The organism is Citrobacter sp. Cpo061, from assembly GCF_030332845.1.
GTDB lineage: Bacteria > Pseudomonadota > Gammaproteobacteria > Enterobacterales > Enterobacteriaceae > Citrobacter > Citrobacter portucalensis.
This window is the reverse complement of the sequence record NZ_JAOWHB010000043.1, coordinates 341,492-366,164: the sequence shown is the minus strand read 5'-3', so window position 1 is coordinate 366,164 and position 24,673 is coordinate 341,492. Positions and strand designations below refer to the sequence as shown.

The 24,673-nt window shown below is 53.6% G+C and carries 25 protein-coding genes; 13 read left to right on the top strand and 12 right to left on the bottom strand.

The window, feature by feature from the left end:
• Positions 1 to 5 precede the first annotated feature (5 nt).
• The 4 genes from uhpA to uhpT all read left to right on the top strand — a co-directional run bounded on the left by uhpA (position 6) and on the right by uhpT (position 4,970).
• A complete protein-coding gene (gene uhpA / locus OGX97_RS14345; RefSeq protein ID WP_003023923.1) occupies positions 6 to 599 on the top strand; it encodes a transcriptional regulator UhpA in 594 nt (197 codons plus the stop codon).
• Entirely contained in the window at positions 596 to 2,098 is a 1,503-nt protein-coding gene (gene uhpB / locus OGX97_RS14340) for a signal transduction histidine-protein kinase/phosphatase UhpB (RefSeq protein WP_267454387.1), read from the top strand. Before uhpA ends, uhpB begins: the two co-directional genes overlap by 4 nt.
• A gap of 9 nt (positions 2,099 to 2,107) precedes the next feature.
• Positions 2,108 to 3,436, top strand: coding sequence for an MFS transporter (locus OGX97_RS14335; RefSeq protein ID WP_204558696.1), 1,329 nt, complete (start codon positions 2,108 to 2,110; stop codon positions 3,434 to 3,436).
• A gap of 142 nt (positions 3,437 to 3,578) precedes the next feature.
• On the top strand, positions 3,579 to 4,970 hold the full coding sequence (gene uhpT, locus OGX97_RS14330) for a hexose-6-phosphate:phosphate antiporter (protein WP_008786520.1): 1,392 nt from the start codon (positions 3,579 to 3,581) through the stop codon (positions 4,968 to 4,970).
• Positions 4,971 to 5,017: 47 nt separating this feature from the next.
• On the opposite strand, the gene OGX97_RS14325 is transcribed toward uhpT, so the two are convergent.
• On the bottom strand, positions 5,018 to 5,923 hold the full coding sequence (locus tag OGX97_RS14325; protein ID WP_279850850.1) for a LysR family transcriptional regulator: 906 nt from the start codon (positions 5,921 to 5,923) through the stop codon (positions 5,018 to 5,020).
• Positions 5,924 to 6,028: 105 nt separating this feature from the next.
• Between OGX97_RS14325 and OGX97_RS14320 the strand changes: the two genes are divergently transcribed.
• The 3 genes from OGX97_RS14320 (at position 6,029) to nepI (ending at position 8,440) form a co-directional block, all read left to right on the top strand.
• Complete coding sequence (locus OGX97_RS14320) at positions 6,029 to 6,481, top strand: DUF1198 family protein (RefSeq protein ID WP_003827141.1); 453 nt, start codon at positions 6,029 to 6,031, stop codon at positions 6,479 to 6,481.
• 99 nt (positions 6,482 to 6,580) lie between these two features.
• Entirely contained in the window at positions 6,581 to 7,105 is a 525-nt protein-coding gene (locus tag OGX97_RS14315) for an SRPBCC domain-containing protein (protein WP_003827143.1), read from the top strand.
• A gap of 141 nt (positions 7,106 to 7,246) precedes the next feature.
• Positions 7,247 to 8,440 carry a purine ribonucleoside efflux pump NepI gene (nepI, locus tag OGX97_RS14310; RefSeq protein WP_279850851.1) on the top strand — a complete coding sequence of 398 codons (1,194 nt, stop codon included), beginning with the start codon at positions 7,247 to 7,249 and terminating at the stop codon, positions 8,438 to 8,440.
• A gap of 61 nt (positions 8,441 to 8,501) precedes the next feature.
• Here nepI and OGX97_RS14305 read toward each other — a convergent pair whose 3' ends face one another.
• The 5 genes from OGX97_RS14305 to OGX97_RS14285 all read right to left on the bottom strand — a co-directional run bounded on the left by OGX97_RS14305 (position 8,502) and on the right by OGX97_RS14285 (position 13,463).
• A complete protein-coding gene (locus OGX97_RS14305) occupies positions 8,502 to 9,881 on the bottom strand; it encodes a carbohydrate porin (RefSeq protein WP_008786515.1) in 1,380 nt (459 codons plus the stop codon).
• 205 nt (positions 9,882 to 10,086) lie between these two features.
• Positions 10,087 to 10,389, bottom strand: a complete 303-nt coding sequence (locus OGX97_RS14300; RefSeq protein WP_008786514.1) for a PTS lactose/cellobiose transporter subunit IIA — start codon at positions 10,387 to 10,389, stop codon at positions 10,087 to 10,089.
• Between the two features lie 12 nt (positions 10,390 to 10,401).
• A complete protein-coding gene (locus OGX97_RS14295; RefSeq protein WP_125363069.1) occupies positions 10,402 to 11,784 on the bottom strand; it encodes a glycoside hydrolase family 1 protein in 1,383 nt (460 codons plus the stop codon).
• 20 nt (positions 11,785 to 11,804) lie between these two features.
• Positions 11,805 to 13,136, bottom strand: coding sequence for a PTS sugar transporter subunit IIC (locus OGX97_RS14290; protein WP_279850852.1), 1,332 nt, complete (start codon positions 13,134 to 13,136; stop codon positions 11,805 to 11,807).
• Between the two features lie 12 nt (positions 13,137 to 13,148).
• Positions 13,149 to 13,463: a PTS sugar transporter subunit IIB gene (locus OGX97_RS14285; RefSeq protein ID WP_008786511.1), complete on the bottom strand. Its 315-nt coding sequence runs from the start codon at positions 13,461 to 13,463 to the stop codon at positions 13,149 to 13,151.
• 292 nt (positions 13,464 to 13,755) lie between these two features.
• On the opposite strand from OGX97_RS14285, the gene OGX97_RS14280 reads away from it, so the two are divergent.
• A complete protein-coding gene (locus tag OGX97_RS14280) occupies positions 13,756 to 14,703 on the top strand; it encodes a LacI family DNA-binding transcriptional regulator (RefSeq protein ID WP_032941556.1) in 948 nt (315 codons plus the stop codon).
• Positions 14,704 to 14,740: 37 nt separating this feature from the next.
• Here the strand turns inward: OGX97_RS14280 and OGX97_RS14275 are convergent, their stop codons facing one another.
• Positions 14,741 to 15,034, bottom strand: coding sequence for a YicS family protein (locus tag OGX97_RS14275; RefSeq protein ID WP_008786509.1), 294 nt, complete (start codon positions 15,032 to 15,034; stop codon positions 14,741 to 14,743).
• A gap of 130 nt (positions 15,035 to 15,164) precedes the next feature.
• Here OGX97_RS14275 and OGX97_RS14270 point away from each other — a divergent pair, with 130 nt between their 5' ends.
• The 3 genes from OGX97_RS14270 (at position 15,165) to nlpA (ending at position 17,675) form a co-directional block, all read left to right on the top strand.
• On the top strand, positions 15,165 to 15,581 hold the full coding sequence (locus OGX97_RS14270; protein WP_235126101.1) for a GNAT family N-acetyltransferase: 417 nt from the start codon (positions 15,165 to 15,167) through the stop codon (positions 15,579 to 15,581).
• A 225-nt stretch (positions 15,582 to 15,806) separates the two neighbouring features.
• Positions 15,807 to 16,733: an Rpn family recombination-promoting nuclease/putative transposase gene (locus OGX97_RS14265; protein WP_100271738.1), complete on the top strand. Its 927-nt coding sequence runs from the start codon at positions 15,807 to 15,809 to the stop codon at positions 16,731 to 16,733.
• A gap of 123 nt (positions 16,734 to 16,856) precedes the next feature.
• Positions 16,857 to 17,675, top strand: coding sequence for a lipoprotein NlpA (gene nlpA / locus OGX97_RS14260; RefSeq protein ID WP_008786507.1), 819 nt, complete (start codon positions 16,857 to 16,859; stop codon positions 17,673 to 17,675).
• A gap of 28 nt (positions 17,676 to 17,703) precedes the next feature.
• Here the strand turns inward: nlpA and OGX97_RS14255 are convergent, their stop codons facing one another.
• Positions 17,704 to 18,606, bottom strand: a complete 903-nt coding sequence (locus OGX97_RS14255) for a carboxylate/amino acid/amine transporter (protein ID WP_003827166.1) — start codon at positions 18,604 to 18,606, stop codon at positions 17,704 to 17,706.
• A gap of 25 nt (positions 18,607 to 18,631) precedes the next feature.
• Positions 18,632 to 19,576: a LysR substrate-binding domain-containing protein gene (locus OGX97_RS14250; RefSeq protein WP_048227379.1), complete on the bottom strand. Its 945-nt coding sequence runs from the start codon at positions 19,574 to 19,576 to the stop codon at positions 18,632 to 18,634.
• Between the two features lie 146 nt (positions 19,577 to 19,722).
• On the opposite strand from OGX97_RS14250, the gene OGX97_RS14245 reads away from it, so the two are divergent.
• Positions 19,723 to 20,499 carry an SDR family NAD(P)-dependent oxidoreductase gene (locus OGX97_RS14245; protein ID WP_008786505.1) on the top strand — a complete coding sequence of 259 codons (777 nt, stop codon included), beginning with the start codon at positions 19,723 to 19,725 and terminating at the stop codon, positions 20,497 to 20,499.
• Positions 20,500 to 20,538: 39 nt separating this feature from the next.
• Here OGX97_RS14245 and OGX97_RS14240 read toward each other — a convergent pair whose 3' ends face one another.
• Both OGX97_RS14240 and OGX97_RS14235 read right to left on the bottom strand, forming a co-directional pair.
• Positions 20,539 to 20,829: a putative quinol monooxygenase gene (locus OGX97_RS14240; RefSeq protein WP_162623446.1), complete on the bottom strand. Its 291-nt coding sequence runs from the start codon at positions 20,827 to 20,829 to the stop codon at positions 20,539 to 20,541.
• A 16-nt stretch (positions 20,830 to 20,845) separates the two neighbouring features.
• The gene (locus tag OGX97_RS14235) at positions 20,846 to 21,853 is read right to left on the bottom strand and encodes a zinc-binding alcohol dehydrogenase family protein (protein ID WP_060682985.1); all 1,008 of its coding nucleotides are present in this window, start codon (positions 21,851 to 21,853) and stop codon (positions 20,846 to 20,848) included.
• A 104-nt stretch (positions 21,854 to 21,957) separates the two neighbouring features.
• Here OGX97_RS14235 and OGX97_RS14230 point away from each other — a divergent pair, with 104 nt between their 5' ends.
• Positions 21,958 to 22,860, top strand: coding sequence for a LysR family transcriptional regulator (locus tag OGX97_RS14230; protein ID WP_020996048.1), 903 nt, complete (start codon positions 21,958 to 21,960; stop codon positions 22,858 to 22,860).
• A gap of 36 nt (positions 22,861 to 22,896) precedes the next feature.
• Here OGX97_RS14230 and OGX97_RS14225 read toward each other — a convergent pair whose 3' ends face one another.
• Positions 22,897 to 24,393 carry a C69 family dipeptidase gene (locus OGX97_RS14225; protein ID WP_279850853.1) on the bottom strand — a complete coding sequence of 499 codons (1,497 nt, stop codon included), beginning with the start codon at positions 24,391 to 24,393 and terminating at the stop codon, positions 22,897 to 22,899.
• Positions 24,394 to 24,673 lie beyond the last annotated feature (280 nt).

Sequence of the window (24,673 nt, the reverse complement as noted above, 5' to 3'; positions counted from 1 at the left end):
AACCCATGATTACCGTTGCCCTTATTGACGACCACCTCATCGTCCGCTCCGGCTTTGCCCAACTGCTGGGGCTGGAACCTGATTTGCAGGTGGTCGCTGAGTTTGGCTCAGGCAGTGAGGCGCTGGCGGGATTACCGGGACGCGGCGTGCAGGTGTGTATCTGCGACATCTCTATGCCTGATATCTCCGGTCTTGAACTGTTAAGCCAGTTGCCAAAAGGAATGGCGATTATCATGCTTTCTGTCCACGACAGCCCGGCGCTGGTGGAGCAGGCGCTCAACGCGGGCGCGCGTGGTTTCCTTTCTAAACGTTGTAGCCCGGATGAGCTGATCGCGGCGGTGCATACCGTGGCGACTGGCGGCTGTTACCTGACGCCGGACATCGCCGTCAAACTGGCGGCCGGTCGTCAGGATCCGCTCACCAAACGCGAACGTCAGGTGGCGGAAAAACTGGCGCAAGGTATGGCGGTCAAAGAGATTGCCGCTGAACTGGGTCTGTCTCCGAAAACGGTGCACGTGCATCGCGCTAATTTGATGGAAAAGCTGGGGGTCAGCAACGACGTCGAACTGGCCCGCCGGATGTTTGACGGCTGGCAATGAACACGCTCTGTTCCCGGTTAATCACCGTTGTTGCCTGCTTCTTTATCTTCTCCGCCGCGTGGTTTTGCTTGTGGAGCATCAGCCTGCATCTGGTTGAGCGCCCGGAGCTGGCGGTACTGCTGTTTCCGTTTGGCCTGCGTCTGGGGTTGATGCTGCAATGTCCGCGCGGCTACTGGCCGGTGCTGCTGGGCGCGGAATGGCTGCTTCTTTTCTGGCTGGCGCAGGAAGTGGCGCTGGCCCATTTGCCACTTTTGATGATCGGTAGCTTCCTCACGTTACTCCCGGTGATGTTGATTTCGCGATACCGCCATCAGCGCGACTGGCGCACGCTGCTGTTGCAGGGCGCGGCGCTCACGGCGGCGGCGTTGCTGCAATCGCTGCCCTGGCTTGGGCAAGGCGAAGAGGCGTGGAACGCGCTGCTGCTGACGCTCACCGGCGGATTAACGCTGGCGCCGATCTGCCTGGTGTTCTGGCACTATCTGACCAGCACGACCTGGCTACCGCTGGGCCCGGCGGTGGTGTCGCAGCCGGTGAACTGGCGCGGGCGGCATCTGGTCTGGTACCTGCTGCTGTTTAGCGTCAGCCTGTGGCTACAGCTCGGTTTACCCGCCGAGCTTTCGCGCTTCACGCCGTTTTGCCTCGCGTTGCCGATCATTGCGCTGGCCTGGCACTACGGCTGGCAGGGGGCGCTGATTGCGACGCTGATGAACGCCATCGCGCTGATTGCCAGCCAGACCTGGCACGATCATCCCGTTGACCTGTTGCTCTCGCTGCTGGTGCAAAGCCTGACCGGGCTGCTGCTCGGTGCGGGTATTCAGCGTCTGCGCGAACTTAACCAGTCGCTGCAAAATGAATTAGCACGCAACCATCGTCTGGCGGAACGCCTGCTGGAAACCGAAGAGAGCGTGCGCCGGGATGTGGCGCGCGAACTGCACGATGATATCGGCCAGACCATCACCGCCATTCGCACCCAGGCGGGTATTGTTCAGCGGCTGGCGCCAGAAAACGCAGGGGTGAAGCGCTGCGGGGCGCACATCGAACAACTTTCTCTCGGCGTGTACGATTCGGTGCGTCGCCTGTTAGGCCGTCTGCGACCACGTCAACTGGACGATCTCACGCTGGAGCAGGCCATCCGCTCACTGATGCGCGAAATGGAGCTGGAAAGTCGCGGTATCGTCAGCCATCTCGACTGGCGAATTGATGAATCTGCACTTAGCGAAAGCCAGCGGGTGACGCTGTTTCGCGTCTGTCAGGAAGGGCTGAACAACATCGTTAAGCACGCCAACGCCAGCGCGGTGACGCTTCAGGGCTGGCAACAGGATGAACGGCTAATGCTGGTAATTGAGGATGACGGCAGCGGCCTGCCGCCAGGGTCGAATCAACAGGGATTTGGCCTCACTGGGATGCGTGAACGCATTAGCGCCCTCGGCGGATCGCTCTCGATTTCCTGTACGCACGGCACGCGGGTCAGCGTGTCGTTACCCCAGCGATATGTGTAAGGCGCGGTCATGTTTTCATTTTTAAAAGCTCCGGCCAGTGCGCCGCTCATTACTGATAAGCGTGAAGTGGATGCTCTCTACCGCTACTGGCGGCGGCATATCCTGACCACCATCTGGCTCGGCTACGCGCTGTTCTATTTCACACGCAAGAGCTTCAATGCCGCCGTACCGGATATCCTCATCAGCGGCGTGCTGACTCGCAGCGACATTGGGCTGCTGGCGACGCTGTTTTACATCACCTACGGCCTGTCGAAGTTTGTCTCCGGTATCGTCAGCGACCGATCCAACGCCCGCTATTTTATGGGTATCGGACTGATTGCCACCGGCGTGGTAAACATTCTGTTTGGATTCTCCACCTCGCTATGGGCCTTTGCGGTGCTGTGGGCGCTGAACGCCTTTTTCCAGGGCTGGGGATCGCCGGTCTGCGCGCGTTTATTGACCGCGTGGTATTCGCGTACTGAACGCGGCGGCTGGTGGGCGCTGTGGAACACCGCGCACAACGTCGGCGGGGCGCTGATCCCTATCGTGATGGCGGCGACAGCGCTGCACTACGGCTGGCGCGCCGGGATGATGATCGCCGGGCTGCTGGCGATTGTGGTGGGGATTTTTCTCTGCTGGCGGCTGCGCGACAGGCCGCAGGCGATTGGTCTGCCGCCAATTGGCGACTGGCGGCATGATGAACTGGAAATTGCCCAACAGCAGGAAGGTGCTGGGCTGAGCCGCAAAGAGATCCTCACCCGCTATGTGCTGCTGAATCCTTATATCTGGCTGCTGTCACTGTGTTATGTGCTGGTGTACGTGGTCCGTGCCGCGATTAACGACTGGGGCAATCTGTACATGTCGGAGACGCTCGGCGTGGATCTGGTGACCGCCAATACCGCCGTGACCATGTTCGAACTGGGCGGCTTCATCGGCGCGTTGGTCGCGGGCTGGGGCTCGGACAAGCTGTTTAACGGCAACCGCGGTCCAATGAACCTGATTTTCGCCGCCGGAATTTTGCTCTCCGTTGGCTCGCTGTGGCTAATGCCGTTCGCCAGCTATGTGATGCAGGCCGCGTGCTTCTTCACCACCGGATTCTTCGTCTTCGGCCCGCAGATGCTGATCGGCATGGCGGCGGCGGAGTGTTCGCACAAAGAGGCGGCGGGCGCGGCAACCGGATTTGTCGGGCTGTTTGCTTATCTGGGGGCATCGCTCTCCGGCTGGCCGCTGGCGAAGGTGATGGAGGTCTGGCACTGGACCGGATTCTTTGTGGTGATCGCTATTGCGGCGGGAATTTCCGCGCTACTGCTGCTGCCGTTTTTAAACGCCCAGGCTCCGCGCGAACTCAACGAAGCGTGATGCACCTCACCTTTTTGCCCCGAGTGGAGCAAAACTAAGAAATTTTCCCGGTTTCACCTGGACGCTGTCTCAGGCGCGTCTTCCGGCTGATTTTTACAATGCCTTCCATTCGCAGGTATAAAAATTAGCTCGGGAGTGTCAAATGCTGGCCTTTCTAAACCAGGTGCGCAAGCCGACCCTGGATCTGCCGCTCGATGTGCGGCGAAAAATGTGGTTCAAACCGTTCATGCAGTCCTATCTGGTGGTCTTTATCGGCTACCTGACCATGTACCTGATCCGCAAAAACTTCAACATCGCGCAGAACGACATGATCTCCACCTACGGGCTGAGCATGACGCAGCTGGGGATGATTGGCCTGGGCTTCTCCATCACCTACGGCGTGGGTAAAACGCTGGTTTCCTACTACGCGGATGGCAAAAACACCAAGCAGTTTCTGCCGTTTATGCTGATCCTCTCCGCCATCTGTATGCTCGGCTTTAGCGCCAGCATGGGCGCGGGTTCAACCAGCCTGTTTTTGATGATCGCTTTCTACGCGCTGAGCGGTTTCTTCCAGAGTACTGGCGGCTCATGTAGCTATTCCACCATTACTAAATGGACGCCGCGTCGCAAGCGGGGTTCCTACCTCGGCATGTGGAATATCTCCCACAACCTCGGCGGTGCGGGTGCAGCGGGCGTGGCGCTGTTTGGCGCTAACTATCTGTTCGACGGTCACGTCATCGGTATGTTTATCTTCCCGTCGATTATTGCTCTGATTGTTGGCTTTATCGGCCTGCGCTACGGCAGCGACTCCCCGGAATCTTATGGCCTCGGTAAAGCCGAAGAGCTGTTCGGTGAGGAGATCAGCGAAGAAGACAAAGAAACCGAAGAAAACGAGATGACCAAATGGCAGATCTTTGTTGAGTACGTGCTGAAAAACAAAGTGATCTGGCTGTTATGTTTCTCGAACATCTTCCTGTACGTAGTGCGTATCGGTATCGACCAGTGGTCCACCGTCTACGCTTTCCAGGAGCTGAAGCTCTCCAAAGAAGTGGCGATTCAGGGCTTTACCCTGTTTGAAGTGGGCGCGCTGGTTGGCACGCTGATGTGGGGTTGGCTCTCCGACCTGGCTAACGGTCGTCGTGCGCTGGTGGCCTGTGTAGCGCTGGCGTTGATTATCGCCACCCTGGGCGTTTATCAGCACGCCAGCAACCAGTACGTTTATCTGACTTCGCTGTTTGCGCTGGGCTTCCTGGTGTTTGGTCCACAGCTGTTAATTGGCGTTGCGGCAGTCGGATTTGTGCCGAAAAAAGCGATCGGCGCAGCCGATGGGATTAAAGGCACTTTCGCTTATCTGATTGGTGACAGCTTCGCCAAGCTCGGTTTGGGGATGATTGCCGACGGCACGCCGATTTTCGGGCTGACCGGCTGGGCAGGCACTTTCGCCGCGCTGGATGCTGCCGCTATCGGTTGTATCTGTTTGATGGCCATCGTGGCTGTGTTTGAAGAACGTAAAATTCGCCGCGAGAAAAAGATTCAACAATTGAAAGTAGCTTAAGTTAAGTGTGCATTGGTAACTTTTGCCCGCCTTAATGGCGGGCTTTTTTATGCTCTCAACTGGCTGGTTTCATGTACCAGATTGCGCAGCCACTGATGAGCGGCATCGCGGTGCGTGCGTTCATGCCAGGCCATGCTTTTTGTAAAACCGGTTATGGGCAGCGGGGGCGGTAAAACGTGCATACGGGTGTCGTCATACGCCAGACGGGCAGGAACAACGGCAATCATATCACTGATGGCGAGGATGTCCGGCAATACCAGGAAGCTGCTAACCGACAAACCAATCTGCCGTTGGCGTCCGACGCTTGCCAGTGCCTCATCGGTGACGCCCCAGAAACTTTCACCCACATAAGAAACCAGCACATGCTCCAGCGCGCAGAAGCGATCGAGCGTCAGCGGTTGCCCCGCATCAGAATGCGCATGACGCATGAGACAAACGTACTCTTCATCATATAACGCCCGGCTGTGCAGGTTGTCGGGCGTGGAATCCGGCGTCAGCAATGCCAGGTCGATTTTCCCCTGCTCAAACTGTGTGGTGAGCAGCACTGGCTCAACCGGGATCACTCGTACACGAATGCCCGGTGCGCGCACGCGAAGCGCGGCAATAAATGGCACGATAACCGCTTTGAGCGCGTAATCCGTAGCGGCGACGGTAAAGGTGAGCGCTGCGGTGAGCGGGTCAAATTGTGTCGGTTTAAGCAGGATATCGATATCGCTGAGGATCTGTTTGACCGGGGCGGCCAACTGTTGGGCACGCAGCGTCGGAACAATGCCATGCGGTGTGCGACTAAACAGCGGATCGTCAAAATAGTCGCGCAGGCGGTTGAGCATACCGCTTACCGCAGGCTGGGTGAGCGACAGCCGCTGCGCCGCCCGGGTTACGCTGCGTTCATCCAGCAGGGCATCCAGCGTTTTTAACAGATTGAGATCGAGCGTTCTGATATCAGATTTCATGATGTCTGCCTGCGAGTTCGATAAGTCACATTATGACACGTTCAGTCGTCGACAGAGGTGAATTTGCCGCTATGATGGGCGTCCTGTCTGGTAATGGATGTGCGCATGATTTGGATAATGCTGGCCACGCTGGTGGTTGTTTTTGTGGTGGGATTTCGGGTGCTAACGTCCGGGTCGCGGCGGGCAATTCGCCGTCTGAGCGAGCGGCTGAACATTGATGTCGTGCCGGTAGAATCGATGATCGATCAGATGGGAAAAGTACAGGGTGAGGCTTTTTTACAGTACCTCCACCGTCCTGATGAATCGCATCTACAAAATGCTGCCCAGGTGCTGTTGATCTGGCAAATCGTTATTGTCGACGGCAGTGAGCAGAACTTGTTGCAATGGCACCGCTGGCTGCAAAAAGCCCGGCTGGCTGCACCGATTACCGACGCGCAGGTGCGTCTGGCGCTCGGTTTTCTGCGCGAGATGGAGCCGGATATGCAGGAGCTTAATGCGTTCCAGATGCGCTATAACGCCTTTTTCCAGCCCGAGGATGGCGTGCACTGGCTGCACTGATATCAAAATTTATGATGACGACTATTTTGAATCGTCATTATCTTTATATCTTACGCGAAAGCATGATGTACCTCGTTAACTCACACGACGAGGTACATCATGAATCAAGCGACTCAACAACGTGCAATTATCTGGCCTGCAGCGTATCTGCCGGGGACGACTGATAACTTTGCCTCAAATGAAATTATCGTTGCCGGACTGAGCGCCCGTGCCGTCTGGGCACAGCTTAATGACACAACGCGCTGGCCGACGTATTACAGCAACGTGGCGGATATCCGTTTTCACGACGGTTCCGGTCCATTGTTAAGCATGGATGCCCGTTTTCGTTTTACGACTTTTGGTTTCCCCATCGAAGCGCAAATCACCGAGTATGTGCCGCCGGTTGACGGCCAGGCCGCGCGTGTTGCCTGGCATGGCTGGGCGGAAGGCGATGCCACTACACGTCTGGATGTGATCCACGCCTGGCTCTTTGAGGATTTACCCGGCGGGCGCGTACGTATTCTGACCCAGGAATCACAAATTGGCGTTCCGGCACAAGAACTGGCACGTACGCTGCCCAATCCGATGATCAACGGTCACCAGGAGTGGATAACCGGCCTGGCCCGGGCTGCGCGTGACGCTTAATTGAGCCAGAAAGGGCTCTCTGTCCTGGGCCGGATAAGGCACAGCCGATCTCCGGTGAATAGTTGTCAAAACGTTAAATACGTCACAAATTTAATGTTACACTGCGTAACTTTTCTACAATAACCCCACGCAGGTAGCAAAATGAGTGAAGCTGTTGAACAAAAATCCCGCGCTGAGGCAAATTCCCGACCTAACTGGTCGGCGGTATTTGCCGTGGCGTTCTGCGTTGCCTGCCTGATAACCGTTGAATTTCTCCCCGTTAGCCTGTTAACGCCGATGGCGCAGGATTTGGGGATTTCTGAAGGCGTGGCCGGACAATCGGTGACCGTGACGGCATTTGTCGCCATGTTCGCCAGCCTGTTTGTGACGCAAATTATTCAGGCGACCGATCGTCGCTATGTGGTGATTCTGTTTTCGGTGCTACTGACGCTTTCCTGTCTGCTGGTTTCCTTTGCCAATTCTTTTTCGCTGCTGCTCGTTGGCCGCGCCTGCCTCGGTCTGGCGCTTGGCGGCTTCTGGGCGATGTCGGCGTCGCTGACCATGCGTCTGGTTCCTGCACGTACGGTGCCGAAAGCGCTGTCGGTTATTTTTGGCGCGGTCTCCATCGCGCTGGTAATTGCCGCGCCGCTGGGGAGCTTTTTGGGCGGCATTATCGGCTGGCGCAACGTGTTTAATGCGGCGGCGGTAATGGGCGTGCTGTGCACGATTTGGGTGGTGAGAGCGTTGCCTTCGCTGCCTGGTGAACCTTCGCATCAGAAACAAAACATGTTCAGCCTGTTGCAGCGTCCTGGGGTGATGGCCGGGATGATTGCCATCTTCATGTCCTTTGCTGGTCAGTTCGCCTTCTTTACCTATATTCGCCCGATCTATATGAATCTGGCGGGCTTTGACGTTGATGGCCTGACGCTGGTGCTGCTGAGCTTCGGTATTGCCAGTTTCGTTGGTACGTCGTTCTCGTCGATGATTTTGAAGCGTTCGGTCAAACTGGCGTTAGCCGGTGCGCCACTGGTGCTGGCGCTCAGTGCGCTGGTCCTGATCCTGTGGGGCAGCGACAAAGTGGTCGCGGCGGGTATTGCGATTATTTGGGGGCTGTTGTTTGCGCTGGTACCGGTCGGCTGGTCGACGTGGATCACCCGTTCGCTTGCCGATCAGGCAGAAAAAGCCGGATCCGTCCAGGTCGCCGTGATCCAGCTTGCCAATACCTGCGGGGCAGCGGTGGGAGGCTATGTGCTCGATACCCTCGGACTGCTGTCGCCCCTGATGCTTTCCGGCAGCCTGATGCTGCTGACGGCGCTTTTGGTGGCAGCGAAAGTTCGCATAAAAGGTATGCAATAATCTCGGTGTTGTTCGCCGGATAAGGCGTTCTCGCCGTATCCGGCACTTCACGACTCACTAATCAGAACCATGCTTCCCACATGGCACCAAGGTTAAAGTCGTCCAGCGTTTCATCCTGCGTGCCGTTGACCCGCGCGGTGCGATCGTTATCCACCTTGCCGCCGGTGACGTAGAAGCGCAGCATCGGGCGGAACTCTGGTCCCATGGCGATCGACATGTTCTGCGACAGCGTCAGTTTCCAGCCGTGGTTATCCCCGCCGTTGTCGTAATCTACGCGCTGATAGCCCGCTTCCAGCCAGGTGGAGTGAACGTCGTTCCAGAAGTACATTGGACGCACAATCGCGCCGTAGTTCTTACGGTTATCGCTCTTATCGGTGCTGTTGTCGTAATCATGGAATGCTAACAGGTATTCCACCTGCGCCTGGCGGGTAAACTTATGACTTCCCTCGAAGCTGGCGTAAACCGTAGTCAGGTCGTCGGTTTTGTTATAGACGCTGTTGTCGGAGTTATCAGAATAACGGGCAATCACTTTATTCACACCGCTGTCGTTGGTATGGCTCAGCACGAATGCGCCCTGCCAGGCTTTCAGGCGGTCATCGCTCTCGACGGCTTTGGAGTCAAAACCGTAGTTGGCGTAGATCTCCAGATCCAGCGGGCCCACTTTCATATTGTGAATTTTTGACGTCACAGCGTAGTTGCCTTTATCGCCGGTACCGGAACCGCCGGTACAGGTAATACGCGATGGGTTGGCTTCGTCTTCCATCACTTCCGGGCTGCACGATTCAACTGCGGCAACGGTGGCGACATCAAACTGTACGCCGCCGATGTCGAAGTTCTTCACCCCGGCGCCCTGGCCGTCGTGGTTCATCCAGAAGTAGTCGTTGATACCCTGTTGCGGACGCTGGTGGAAGTCGCGGCCTGCCCAGATATAGGCGTTGGGATTGGATTCCAGTACGTTGGTGACGCCCGCGTAGGCTTTTTTCAGGTTAACTTCGTCGCCCCAGTGGTCGATCATCACGTTGATGTCCCAGATGGCGCCGTTATCGCTTTTGAACGCTTTTGAGAGCTGGAACTCGCCGCCGTTGCCTTCGTTACCCAGGCGACCGATAGCGGAAGCACCGTTGTAGGAGCCATCAACGCCAACGTATTTCTGATCGCCGCTCTGGAAATGCGCGCCGTAACGCGCATAGCCGCTGAATTTCACACCGAACGGAATAGCCATATCCGGCGATTGCGCCGCACTTTGCGGCTCGTTAATGACATCGGTTTTTTTCGCCACGGCGGCGTCCATTTTAGCCTGACGCTCAGCCAGCGCTTTATCGACGGCTTTGGCAACGATGGCATCGATTTGTTCTTGTGTGAATTCCTGTGCGAGGACAGAAATTGGGCACAGCGCGGCGACGACCGCCAGCGTGACTGGAAGTTTTTTTATCATGTTCATGGTTATCTCATCGACACTTTACCCTTCAGTTTGCGCAGAGCATTCTGAATAAGCGTGTGCATTAATTTATTTTAAGATAATAACCATCCCGTCTCGGTTTAATTTGCTATCACCAAAACAAGTTGATTTGTCTATTTAATAACGGGTACAGGGCTGCTTTATTTAATCGTAATGCTTTCTCCGTTGTTGAATGTGTAATTAACGATTAACGCTGATACAGATGAATAATTTCTTCTGACAGTTCGCGGGCTAATAACGACGTCATTAAGTGATCCTGCGCATGCACCATAATTAATGTCATTGGTTGCCGGGCTTCCCCGGCGTCCTGTTCGATCAATTTGGTTTGCATGTGATGAGCCTGACGGGCGTAACCGTCAGCCTCACGAAGCAGGCTTTTTGCCTCGTCAATATTGCCGGCGCGCGCGGCATGCAGCGCTTCAAAGCACAGACTGCGGGATTGCCCGGCATTGACGATGATTTCCATTACTGCTTCTTCTAATGCAATCATGTTGTTCTCTTCCTAATCGAATCCGTTATTTTCGGCGGTCTGGGCAAACCATTCGCCGCTTTTTTTCACCGTACGTTTTTGCGTTGCTAAATCTAACTGAACAAAACCGTAGCGGTTTTTATAGCCGTTAAGCCATGACCAGTTATCAATAAAGGTCCACATATGGTAGCCAAGACAATTACAGCCTTCGCTAATTCCTTTATGTAGCCATTTAAGATGATCAGAGACAAATTCAATACGGTAGCTGTCGTTGATTTGCTCTTGCTGAATAAAACGCTGCTCATTCTCGACACCCATACCGTTTTCAGAAATAAAACAGCGCGGGTTGCCATAATTATCACGCAGATTGGTAATAATATCGTAAATACCCGGCTCATAAATTTCCCAGCCACGGTAGGGGTTCATTTTCCGCCCCGGCATTTCGTAATAATCAAACAGCCACTCCGGCATAAACGGTGCATCCGGGTTGACGGCGCTATCACGACATTTAACGCGACGCGGCTGATAGTAGTTGATGCCGAGCAGGTCGATTTTGCCCTCGGCGATTAACTGGCTGTCGCCTGGCTGGCATGTTGGTAACTGATCATACTCTTTCAGCAGTCCAACCAGATCCGCTGGATATTCACCCTTCAGCACCGGGTCGAGGAAGCTGCGGTTAAACAGCAGATCCGCATAGTGTGCGGCTTTTACATCCGCCGGATTTTGTGAGCGCGGGTAGGAAGGCGTTAAATTCAGCACCACGCCGATTTCACCGTCATGGTTTGCGGCACGATATGCCCGAACCGCCGTCGAATGCGCCAGTACGGTGTGATACGCCACGGTGGCTGCACGTTTGAAATCCACCACATTAGGGTAATGGAAGTCATACAGATAGCCGCCTTCAACCGGGACAATTGGCTCGTTAAAGGTAAACCAGTGCTTAACCCGGTTGCCGAACAATGTAAAACACGTTTGTGCATAGCGGCCAAACGCCTCGACCACTTCACGGTTTTCCCAGCCGCCTTTCTCCTGCATCACCATCGGCATGTCGAAATGGAACAGGGTGATAAATGGCGTAATGCCTTGTGCCAGCAGCTCGTCGATGACGTTGTTATAGAACTCGACGGCTTCAGGATTAACCTCGCCGGTACCGTCCGGAATCAGGCGCGACCAGCTCAGAGACGTACGGAAGCTGTTATGCTTCAGCTGTTTGAGCAGTGCGATGTCCTGTTTCCAGTGCTGATAAAAGGTCGAGGTAGTTGCCGGGCCAACTCCCTGATGGAAACGACCTGGCTGACGGTCGAACCACACGTCCCACGTGGTCTGGCTTTTGCCGCCGTTCAGGCTATCCCCTTCGGTTTGCAGCGCTGAGCAGGCACTGCCCCACCAGAAGTTTTCAGGAAAACGGTATCTCATTGTTCTGACTCCTTGATTCATTATGAGTTGCTACGGGCAGCGTTCGCCACGGAGACGGCATCCTGTGCTTTTTGCTCTTCGGTTTTCAGCAAAGAACGTTCGTAAGCACGCAGGAATGGAAGGTACATCAGCGCTGACATCGCCATACAGATAAAGCACATCACCACCGGACTTAATGCCCAGTTTGCGGCCCAGGAAGCACCGATTGGCGCAGGCGTAGTCCACGGCGTCAATGAAACAACCTGTGCCAGCCAGCCGAGTTTGGTGGCGCTATAGGCCAGCACGGCGTTAATCAGCGGGACGCAGACAAACGGGATGAACAACATCGGGTTCATGATGATTGGCGCACCAAACAGAATAGGCTCATTGATATTAAAGAAACTAGGCACAATTCCCATTTTGCCGATAGTACGCAGATGCGTGACGCGACTGCGCAGCAGCAGGAATGCCAGCGGTAAAGTTGAACCGACGCCGCCAATCAGCAGGTAGTGATCCCAGAAACCTTGCAGATAGACATGGGGCAGCGCAGCGCCCGCTGCCAGAGCGGCCTGGTTAGCGGACAGGTTCGCCATCCAGAATGGGTTCATGATGCCGGTTACGATCAATGAGCCGTGAATGCCGGCAAACCAGAAAATCTGGCACAACAGCACAGAAAGCAGAATAGCGGGCAGTGAGTCAGAAGCGGAAACCAGCGGCTCCAGCAGGTGCATAATCGCCTGCGGGATGATCATCCCGGTTTGTGCTTCGATAAACAGGTTCAGCGGATGCAGGGTCGCAATCACCACCAGTACCGGAATGAGGATCTCGAATGAACGCGCGACGCCGGTCGGGACTTCCTTCGGCAGGCGGATTGTCACGTTATTCTGCTTCAGCCATGCATATATACGGGTGGAGTAAATGGCGGTGATGAGGGCGGTAAAGATACCCTGACCGGAAAGATACTGCGTCGAGATTTTACCGTCGGCATAGGGCGCAGCAACCAGTAAAAACGCCATAAAGGCCAGCAGGCCAGACATCACCGGATCGAGGTTAAACTGACGGCCCAGGCTGGCACCAATGCCCACGGAGATAAAGAACGTCATAACACCCATGCTGAGGTTAAACGGCAGCATCAGCTGTTCACGATAAGTTGCCGAGAAATCGAGCCAGCCCCGGGCAAAGCTGTTGGTAGTATCGGCAGAGAACGGCGGAAAAATAAACACCAGCATGAAGGAGCCGATGATCATAAACGGCAGCGCCGCCGTAAAACCGTCACGAATTGCAATCACATACTTCTGCTGCCCTAACTTGCCAGCGAGCGGGGTGATGGATTGTTCAATGACGGCAACCATTGACTGATATAACGAACTCATAATGACACCTTTCTAGTGTGTCGCTTCAATCAGCGACAGAGCATAATCCAGCACTTTGTCACCGCGTTGCATACCGTAATCCATCATATCTATGGCTTTTACGGGTATACCCTGGGTGGCAGCCTTTTCGGAGAGCGTATTAAGCATGTACTTTACCTGGGGGCCGAGTAGCACCACCTGGTAATTTGGAAACTGAATGTCAAATTCGGAAACACCGTAGGCCTCAATCTTCACAGGCAATCCGCGAGACTCTGCCTCTTCAACCATTTTGCGAACCAGCAAGCTGGTGGACATCCCTGCCGAACAACACAACATAATCCTGAACATAGTGAACCATCCTTTAAATGTAAAAACTTATTGCGAGTCTGATTTGATATCATACGGAAACCGGTTTCCATTAATGGAAAACAGAACTGTGACGGCCATCAAGATCTTATTCTTATAAGGCTAATTATTTGGATTTAGCTCACGAAATTAGCTGTGAAGATCTCTTTTTGAGTCCAAATGGAAAATCGGTTTCCATGAAAAACGGAAACAGCTATACTGCGGATGGCGATTATTTGAGCCAATGTTAAATTCAGGATGGAAAGGGCCAGGCGGGTCCTGTCAGGGGAGAATGATGTCTACTATCAACGATGTATCGCGTTTGGCTGGCGTGTCAAAAGCCACTGTGTCACGCGTGTTGAGCGGATCGCGTGGCGTAAAAGAGGCCAGCCGCCTCGCCGTGTTGAAAGCGGTGGATGAACTCAATTATCGTCCGAACGTGATTGCGCAGTCGCTACTCAGCCAGTCTACGGGCTGTATCGGCGTGATATGCGCGCAGGACAACATTAATCAGACCACGGGTTATCTCTACGCGCTGGAAAAGCATCTTAGCCAGCATCAAAAGCACCTGCTGCTGCGTTTTGCCAATACCAAAGCGGAAGTCATGAGCGCTCTTGATGAATTAAGCTGCGGCTTGTGCGATGACGTCCTGATTATTGGCGCGCGTTTTCCGCTGAACATCAATCAGGAGAATGTCATTCTGGTGGATTGTCTGGATTCCGGCGATGACGTCAACAGCATCCAGTTCGATCATGAGTTCGCTACCGAAACCGCCTGTAACTACCTGATAAGTCAGAACCGACGCCAGATTGCTTTAATTCATCCGGACGGGATGGGTTTCTCCGATCAGGTGCTGTTGGGCTATAAACACGCGCTGGAAAAAAACTTCCTGCCGTTTAACCGTAACCTGGTATTTATGGCTGCAACGTCATCGTCAGTGGCCTTGCAGGAACTGCTGAACAACGCGTCCACGCTGAATTTTAACGCGCTGCTGGTGGCGGATGAACAGCAGGCACAGCGGGTGATCCCGCAGTTGCAGGCGTTTAATAAATCAGTACCGCAAGACATTATGGTCTTTAGCCTGGCCGGTTCGCTGCATCTGCCGGGAATCCCTACGATCCCGGCGATTGAATATTCCATGGACGCCATGGCGGCGCGGATCGTCAGTTGGCTCAACGAGAAAACCCAGAGCGTGCTGGGGTCGTACGTGCTGCGCGGCGACTTAATTATTCCTCAGCGTTAACGCTTTCCCTCTGGCGTGGGGCTATTTCGCTTCACGCCTATAAATCCGGGCATTCAACTTTGCCAAGCGCTTCCCAGTAGTTGTTTTGATTGTTTCTTTGAATTGCCAGAATGGCTTCGCGGATGTGCTGCTGATTACGCGTATCAGCCATAATCGTTTTTTCCCACACCTCATCAGATGGCGACCCTTGCGGGGTGCAAATCTTACGTAAGTCCTTCATAACGGTATTCTTTTCGTGTACAGCCTGCAGACTGCCATAAGCCGAGTCGGCATGTGCCAGACCGGGTAGCGTGAAAAGGACGGCAATAATCGGAAAAATGACTCGTTTCATGATAATAATCCTTGTTGTCTATGCGCATCATCTCAAGAGTAAGTGTAGACGGCATACGACTCACTCATCACCCTGTGTTAATGTCTAAAAATAAATCAGCCAGAAGTTGTAGTTATTTCAGGAGGATAGGATGCAAATACAGATTACAGATACGATTACCGAAGACGATCAAAATGCCCTGCTTGCCGGATTGCGCGCTTACAACCAACAGTTTCTGAGAACCACCAATTTTGGCGACCTGGCGGTGTACTGGCGCGATGAGCGCAATGACATTCTGGGGGGGCTGATCGGCAAAATCAAAGGCGAATGGCTGTGCATTGATTTTCTGTGGATGCATGACTCGCTGCGTAAAGGTGGTTACGGCACAAAATTGATGCAGGCCGCAGAACAGACGGCGCGTGAGAGAGGATGCCTGCATGCGCTGGTGGATACCATGAGTTTCCAGGCGCTGCCGTTTTATCAGAAAAACGGCTATCAGCTGCAAATGACCCTCGATAACTTCCCGGAAACCGGTTCCGCGCGCCATTATTTGTCGAAAACGTTTTGATGACCGGAAGGTCTGGATGCTGCCGCCAAAGAGGATTTAGGTACTTGCCCGGAGGTGATCACGCTTACCGGGCATTTTTGCGAGCGTTATTCCCTGAAAATGAATACATTGCAAAAGTATGTATTTATCCGCCAAGCCGCCTCGCAGATAGAAAAATTCCCAGATGTTGTGTGTGCGACTGGCGAGTAAGGTTCCGTCATCTTGTTCTTTTGGTGACGGACCGCCATGAAAAAACCAACAACTTCTACGCCGCATGATGCGGTATTTAAAAAGTTCTTAAGCCATCCAGAAACGGCTCGGGATTTTCTTGATAGCTATCTCCCCGCACCATTACGTGAACTTTGCGATCTGAACACACTGAAGCTGGAGCCAGGGAGTTTTATTGAGGAAGACCTGCGTGCCAGTTATTCCGATGTTCTGTGGTCGCTAAAAACGAGAACTGGTAAAGGCTATATCTACGCGTTGATTGAACACCAGAGTTCACCGGATGCTCATATGGCATTCCGAATGATGCGTTACGCCATTGCCGCGATGCAGAATCACCTTGATGCCGGGCACAAAACGCTGCCGCTGGTGGTTCCGATACTTTTTTACCATGGCGTTGCCAGCCCGTACCCTTTTTCGCTGTGCTGGCTGGATGAATTTGACGATCCAGAGACTGCGCGGCAGCTTTATGGAGCGGCCTTCCCGCTGGTCGATATCACGGTGGTGTCTGATGATGAGATTATGCAACACCGGCGAGTGGCACTACTGGAACTTGTCCAGAAGCATATACGCGAGCGCGATTTGATGGTGCTGGTCGATAAACTGGTTGCCCTGTTGATTAAAGGACACGCTAATGACAGTCAGGTAGAAACGCTATTTAATTACCTGGTGCAGTCTGGCAGCGCACCGCGTTTTGAGGCGTTTATTCGAGAGGTTGCCCTGCGCGTTCCCCAGCATAAGGAGAGATTAATGACGATTGCAGAATGCTTACGTGAGTCGGGGCGAAGGATAGGGTTGCTAGAGGGCAAACTCGAAGGCAAACGCGAGGGCAAAAAGGACGAAGCGTTGCGGATAGCCCATGCCATGCTTGAGAAGGGGATCGATCGTGAACTGGTGCTAATTATTACCGGGCTTGCAATTGATGAACTAACAGTATCTTCCGACTAATTTATCTTAGCCCCATTATGCTTTTTTCTTCTTGCTGATGCTTTTTCGTTTTTTAAACCGCAGCGGCCTTCCCGCTATAGTCATTTCATTACTCATCAGGCGGTTATTGCAAAAGGATAAAACGTGAAGCTGAAGATACCTTATTTCGGGGCCGGGGCGGCGGTATTACTGGCGGGATTATTGCTGGCAGGATGCGATCAACAGAGCAGCGATGCAAAGCATATCAAAGTGGGTGTAATTAACGGTGCAGAGCAGGATGTGGCGGAGGTCGCGAAGAAAGTCGCTAAAGAAAAATATGGTCTGGAGGTGGAACTGGTGGGTTTTAGCGGTTCTCTGCTGCCCAACGATGCCACCAATCATGGTGAGCTGGATGCCAACGTCTTCCAGCATCGCCCGTTCCTTGAACAAGATAATAAAGCACACGACTATAAGCTGGTTGCGGTGGGCAATACCTTTGTGTTCCCAATGGCTGGTTATTCGAAGAAAATCAAAACTGTCGCTGAACTAAAAGACGGTGCAACGATTGCGATACCTAACGATCCTACCAATCTGGGCCGGGCGCTGTTGCTACTGCAAAAAGAGAAGTTAATTACGCTGAAAGCGGATACCGGCCTGCTGCCAACAGCGTTGGATATTACTGATAATCCTCGGCATCTGAAAATTATGGAACTGGAAGGTGCGCAGTTGCCGCGTGTGCTGGACGATCAGAAAGTGGATGTGGCGATTATCAGTACCACCTACATCCAGCAAACCGGGCTTTCCCCGGTACATGACAGCGTATTTATTGAAGACAAAAACTCACCGTATGTGAACATTCTGGTGGCGCGAGAAGACAACAAAGATGCCGAGAATGTGAAAGAGTTCCTGCAATCTTATCAGTCACCTGAAGTGGCGAAGGCGGCAGAAACAATCTTTAACGGTGGCGCGGTTCCGGGCTGGTAATCATGACCTTTTGCCGCGCCGGTTGGTGTTAAACCGCTCTGGCGCGGCGACGTGAGTCCATTGAGATAAGTATTACCGAAGAGAGGATCAAAAGCGTGCCCAGCCAGTCTGGCAGGGTAAAGGTAATACCTAACAGCAGCAGGGACAGCAATGCGCTGCTCAACGGTTCCGCGCAGCTTAAAATGCTCGCTTTCGGTCCGCCAATCATCTGCGCGCCTTTCAGGTACAGGCTAAACGTCAGCGACGTGCCGATGACCACCAGATAGAAAAACGCCAGAATCAAACTGCCATTCACCACGAAATTAGTGCCCTGTCCGGCATAAAACGGCAGCAGGATCATGCCGCCGATTAACATACTCCAGCCGACAACCGGCAGCGTGCCATAGCGCGCGATAAGCGTTGAGGGGTAGGTGGTGTAGAACGCGGCGGCAAACGCCGAGGCAATTCCCCAGAACAGCGCGGCAGGTGAGATAGACAGCGACGTCGGGTTACCGTGGGTGACCAGCAAGAAGGTGCCGATAAGCGATGTGAAGATCGCAGTCAGCACTAAAATCCCCGGTCGTGCTTTGCGCACCACGGAAAACCACGCCACGATTATGGTCGGTGACAAAAATTGCAGCACCGTCGCGGTGGCGGCGTTGGATTTCTCAATAGTCAGCAGAAAGGTTAGCTGTACGGTGAGCGCCCCAACCACGGAAAAAATCAGCAGGCTGATGGCGTCTTTGCGGTTTTTGATAATGGAGAACACTTTGTCGCCGTGAACGAAAGAGAGCATCAGCAGAATGAGCCCGGCGAAAATCAGGCGCGTCATGGTCAGAAACTGCGACGACATCTGGCTTTGCTCCATTATGTATTGCGCGCAAACGCCTGAACTTCCCCACAATACGGCGGCAATCAGGACGTTCATCATCCCTCTTCTGGTGGAACTCATCTTTCCCTCGGCATGTTGTTTTGTTTTATTTGTGTGCAGGCATCATAGCAGAGATGGTTGTGATTTCTGCCAGCACATCCGCAATCAGCCAGTCATTAAAGACTTTTACCTCCGGACGCATTACCGCGTGCTGTGGCGTAACAATGTAGTAAGACCACGCCAGAGGCCAGCGGGTGTTGGGATGAAGCTGAACCAGTTGTCCGTCTGTCAGTAGCTGCTGCACCAATGCTCTACGCACAATGGCGACACCTTGACCGCTGAGCGCCGCCAGAATCACTGCAGAGGTAGAGTTGATGTGCAATCCACTGTCGCGAACGGCAGGTGCCTGGGTGGCGGTCAGGACATCATTCCAGCCTGGGAAATTGGCGCCGGGGTGGGGAGTGTCATCATGGATAAGCTTCTGTGCGGCCAACCATTCTCCACAGGAAATTTTATCTACTGGCACAATACGCGGGCTACAAACCAGAACCGCTTCTTCATCCATCAGCCAGGTTTTATTTACCCCAGGCCAGTCGCCTTTACCGCAACGTACGCCCAGATCCGCTTCGCCATGAGCAACATCCATCAGCTTTTCCGTCACGTTCAAGCGTAATTCTATGTTTTCATGCGCTTGTGAGAAACGATTGAGGCGGCTCATCAGCCAGTTCATCACCAGTACCTGAGAGGCAGTGATAATCACCACCGAGCGTGCTCGCCGACCGCGTAACTTGTTCAGCCCAGATTCCAGACTATCCAGTCCTTGGGTTATCTCGCGCAACGCGTCCTGTGCTTCGCTGACCAGCGTGAGACGCTCTTTGCCTGAACGAGTACGATGCAGCAGCGGGTGGCCAACCCAGTCTTCCAGCGCACGAACCAGTTGCCCAACGGCAGCCGGAGTGACCCCCAGTTCCTGCGCCGCACCAGTAAAACTGCCGTGGCGGGCTGTGGCCTCAAAAGCGTGTAACCATTTAAGCCGATTAAGCGAGCGCATCAGGTCATTTCCCGTTTTGTGAATATCTTCAGTATATGCCATCGAGATAGATTTTCTTTCTCGGATCGCTATTTCTTCTCATTCGTCAGCGCCTCAGGGTAGTGGCATTGTTAGCGCATTAACGAATACTTGAAACGAGGCTAACGATGAACACATTATTTGTCGGCAAAAAACTGTTAGTGGTGGGCGGTACCAGTGGTATCGGATTTGAAACCGCAAAACTGATCCTCCAGGGTGGTGGTCGAGTGGTGCTGGTTGGCAATCGTGCCGAGAAAGCGGAACAGGCCCGTCAGGCGTTGGCGGAACTGGGTGACGTCTCTGTCATTGTGGCGGATCTGATGTCAGAAGCGGGCGTTAAGCAGGTGATGGCAACGGTGAATGCTGAGCACAAAGACATCAACCTGTTAGTAAATGCAGCTGGGGTTTTCTTCCCAAAACCTTTCACTGATCATGAAGTTGAAGATTATGAACTGTACATGAGCCTCAACCGCGCGACGTTTTTTATCACCCGCGATGTCGTGCGTAATATGGTGGCGGCTAACATCCAGGGTGCCATCGTGAATATTGGTTCGATGTGGGCGCAACAAGCAATTGGCGCAACACCTTCTTCAGCGTACTCAATGGCAAAAGCGGGCCTGCATGCATTAACTAAAAATCTGGCCATTGAGCTGGGGGCGAATGGGATCCGCGTCAATGCCGTTTCGCCAGCAGTCGTGCATACACCTATCTACGAAGGATTTATCCCGAAAGAAGACGTACAAGGTGTGATGAGCAGCTTTGACAGCTTCCATCCGATTGGTCGGGTTGGTACGCCGCGTGATGTGGCTGAATCCGTCACCTTCCTGTTGTCAGACAAAGCGCAATGGGTAACTGGCGCCATCTGGGATGTAGATGGGGGAGTTATGGCCGGACGTAATGGCTGATGTAAATCCCCCGCATAGCTGCGGGGGAGCGTCGAGACATTAAGGCTCAATCGGCGTCAGATAATCCAGCCGTAGCGGTTCGGCTAGCAGATCGTTCATTTGTAGAATGAACGCCTGGAAATGTGGCAGAGCGATATGCTCATCCAGACCGGCCTGACCGCGCCAGGATTCGCGCACGTAGAACACATCCGGCGTGTCGCGTAACTGGAACAGGGCATATTCAATATTGCCCGGCTCCCGGCGCGTGGGCAGCAGCAGAGCTTGTAGCGCCTGTTTCAGTGCGTCGATTTTCCCCGGTTTGGCTTTCAGTACCGCAATAATTGAAATCACGTCAGAATCAGACATGTTAAAACCCCTCCAGCACAATCTTGCCGACCGAGCGACCGGTTTCAATTTGCGTGTGGGCTTTTTGCAGATTTGCCGCGGTAATCGCGCCAAAATGTTCGCCCAGCGTGGTACGGAGGGTGCTGTCGTCGATCAGCTGCGCCACGCGGGTCAGTAACTGATGCTGCGCAATGATGTCGTGGGTGGTAAACATCGAACGGGTAAACATAAACTCCCAGTGCAGCGAAATGCTTTTGGCCTTCAGCGGGCGCGCATCGAGAGATTGAGGATCGTCAATCAGCGCCAGTTTGCCCTGCGGCGCCAGTGCGGCAATAATTTGCGAATAGTGCTGCTCGGTATTGTTCAGGCTGGCAACGTGCGTCACCTCTTTAATGCCTATCCGTGCCAGCTCTTCCGTCAACGGCTTGCTGTGGTCAATCACATGATGAGCGCCCGCTTCACGTACCCATTTCTGGCTCTGCGGACGTGATGCGGTACCGATGACGGTCATTTTGGTCAGCTTACTGGCCAGTTGTGTCAGAATAGAACCGACGCCGCCAGCCGCGCCAACAATCAATAACACATCATCTTCATTGCCATTTTCCTCAACGCCCAGACGGTCGAACAGCATTTCCCAGGCGGTGATAGCGGTTAGTGGCAGCGCCGCAGCAGAAGCATTATCCAGTGTTTTTGGCTTCAGCGCGGTAATACGTTCATCAACCAGCTGAAATTCACTGTTACTGCCAGCGCGGCCGAGCGCTCCGGCGTACCAGACTTCATCGCCGGGTGCGAACAGGGTGACGGCTTCGCCCACGGACTTCACCACGCCAACGGCGTCCCAGCCCAGTACGCGCGGCACATCAGCGTTAAAACCTTCGCGGACCTTGGTATCAACGGGGTTGACGGAAATGGCTTTCACTTCAACCAGCAGATCGTGCCCGGTAGCAACTGGCATGGGCAGGTCAATCTCTTGTAAAAATTCAATGTTATTGCCGTCGGTCGCGGCGCGGGTAATGGCGATGGCTTTCATATTATCTCCGGTCACAGGAATCAGTTGAATAATTCGATGGTAAACCGGTAACAGAACGGGAAAAATAGCCCTATGGCGACAGGACTTATACTCGGGGAGTGAAAATGTTCCGGCTTGAAGATCTCACGTTGTTTGTCCGCGCCGCGGCGCTGAATAGTTTTAGTGATGCTGCGCGCGAAGTCGGCGTTCAGCCTGCTCAGGTCAGTTCAGCTATCAAGCGCCTGGAGTCTACGTTGGCTATCCGCTTGTTCGCCCGCTCCACGCGCAGCCTGCGCCTGACGCCAGAAGGTGAAGTCTGGTTACCCTATGCCCGCCAGATGCTGGACGTAATGCATGCCGGGCTGCAAAAAATTCAGACTCCGGAAGATGAAGTTTCTGGCACGCTGCAAATCGCCGTGCCTTCCGATCTCGGTCGTAACCTGCTGCTGCCGGTCTTTCAGTCGTTTCGACGCCGCTATCCCGCGCTGCGCCTGCGGATTTTTTTCTCCGACCAGGTAACGGATGTCTTTAAAGACCCCGTCGATGTTGCGTTTCGCTATGGCAACACCGAAGACGCGTCTTACATTGCGCTGCCGGTTGCAGCGGGTAACCGACGCGTGCTGGTGGCATCACCGGAATGGGTTGAGCAAAACGGCGCGCCGCAAAAACTGGATGATTTAACACAGCTCAACGCCATGACTTTCGTATTACGCGGCCGCCTGCACGATCGCTGGACGTTTACGCGCAACGGCGAGGTCAGCAGTGTGCAGGTTAACGGCACCATTATGAGTGACGATGCGGAAGTGATCCGGCGCCTGGCGATTGCCGGAGAAGGTGTGGCGTACAAGTCGTGGCTGGATGTCAGCGAAGATGTGCGTGACGGTCGATTACAACTGCTGATGCCGGATTATCAGGGAGAGAAAGTCCCGCTGAATATGATTTGCCCGCATCGGAAGCAGCTTTCAACCGCGGTACGCCTTCTGCACGAGGCGGTGAAGGCGCGGTGTGAAATGCTGGCGCAAAGCTAATAAGCGCTTTACGCCAGAATACTATCGCGTCGTTACTCAGTCTTTTTTCGTTGCATTCGCAAAGAAAATATCAGACTGAATGTCTTTAGTGCGGATGGTAAAGAGCTGATTAGTCAGATCTTCCGTCAGCTTCTCGGCGTCGGCCATGATGCGCAGGTTGAAGTCATTCAGCATCTTATCCGCGGCGGGTTTATCGGTTTTCGCCATCTTCAGATACTCTGCTTCGACCTCTTTTTGCTCCTTCGCCACTTTGTCTTCCCACGCTTTGTAGGCTTTTTTGACGATTGGCGCGAGCTTCGGATAATCGGTCATCGTCAGCGTTTGTAATTTACGATATTTCCAGTAGATAGACTGATCGTCCGCTTTATCGGTACCCATCGTGTAGTTAGCCGGATACGCTTTCAGACCGCTGTAGTACGGAACGAAGGCGGTGAGGTCAGCCATGCCCAGGCCAATGTAGGTCGTTTCACCAATCTCTTTTGGCAACCACGGACGGACCTGCATAACGTGCGCTTCATAGGTACGGAAAACGCTGACCGGACGCCATGGCTCTTTGCCGTTCAGACCGTTGGTGTACGGGTCATGGCTGGTCCCTTCATAGTGACTACGCAACACGGCTTTCACATCGTCCAGCGTCATTTTCTTCTCTGGCGTCATGAAGACCGGGAATTCGCGCCCTTTGGCCATATCCTGATTTACGGAAGGATTGAACTCTTTCTGGATGGTCCATACGCGAGGGTCGTTATACGTGCGGTCACGCTCGTCATCACGGGTATAGGCTTTGGAGAAGTTGAATTTACCGTCTTTCGCCGGATCGTACAGCCCTTTTTCAGTCGCAAATTGAATCAGGTTTTTTGACGCCATCATGTCCGGATTTTTAGGATCGTAATCCTGTAAGCGGCCCTGATTACCGGTGGCAAAATACTGGTTATTCGGCAGACGCTGCGCCATCCACTGGTGGCCGCTACCGGTTTCCAGGTACCAGATCTCGTTATCGTCGACGACGGCAACGCCAAAACCTTCGCCTGCGCCGACGGTCTCAACGATATGGCCCAACAGCGCCACAGCTTCACGTGCGGTTTTACTTTGTGACAGCAGAATATCCGGGATATCGTCTTCGGTGATCCCTTTATCCTCAACGTACGGGTCGGCGGCCAGTGCTTTCGGTGAGGCAAAAATGGATTCTGTACCGCTCACGCCGACACCCAGCTCGTTAAACCCGGTCGCGCCGTGCAGTTGGGTTTTCCAGTTTGGGACAGTGGTATAACGCAGAGAGTTTTTCGGCAGTGGCCAGGTAAAATCATTCGCACCATTATGTGCTTTGGTGCTGTATTCCCCGGTCTGATTTTGCTTTGCCGGATGAATGACAAAATGCTGTGCTTTCAGAGCATCGCTGTCTGCGCTACGGGCGACCAGCATGGAGCCGTCCGCTGATGCTTCGTTGCCGACCAGCAGGGTCGTACAAGCAAAACCTGATGAAACAACGGCCAAATTTATAGAAAGTGCAATCAGGCACTTTTTAAAAGTAAACATTACGTATCCCTCATATGTACGCCAAAAATACACCGGAAACACACCGTTTCCTGAAATGCGATAACGCCTGAACGCTCAGACATTGCTCGCGAGAGAGATAAACGCCCCTGCCCACGTCTTCTCCAAATATCCATCCGTAGGTTGAAGTCTTCTGGGCAAAATATAACGCCCATTTCGCTTAATTATTACGCAACGGATATTATGATATTCAGGATGTTTCCTGATTCGCGATGAAGAATAGCAATGGGTTATGTGTGGATTCAGTGACCCATGTCGCGTA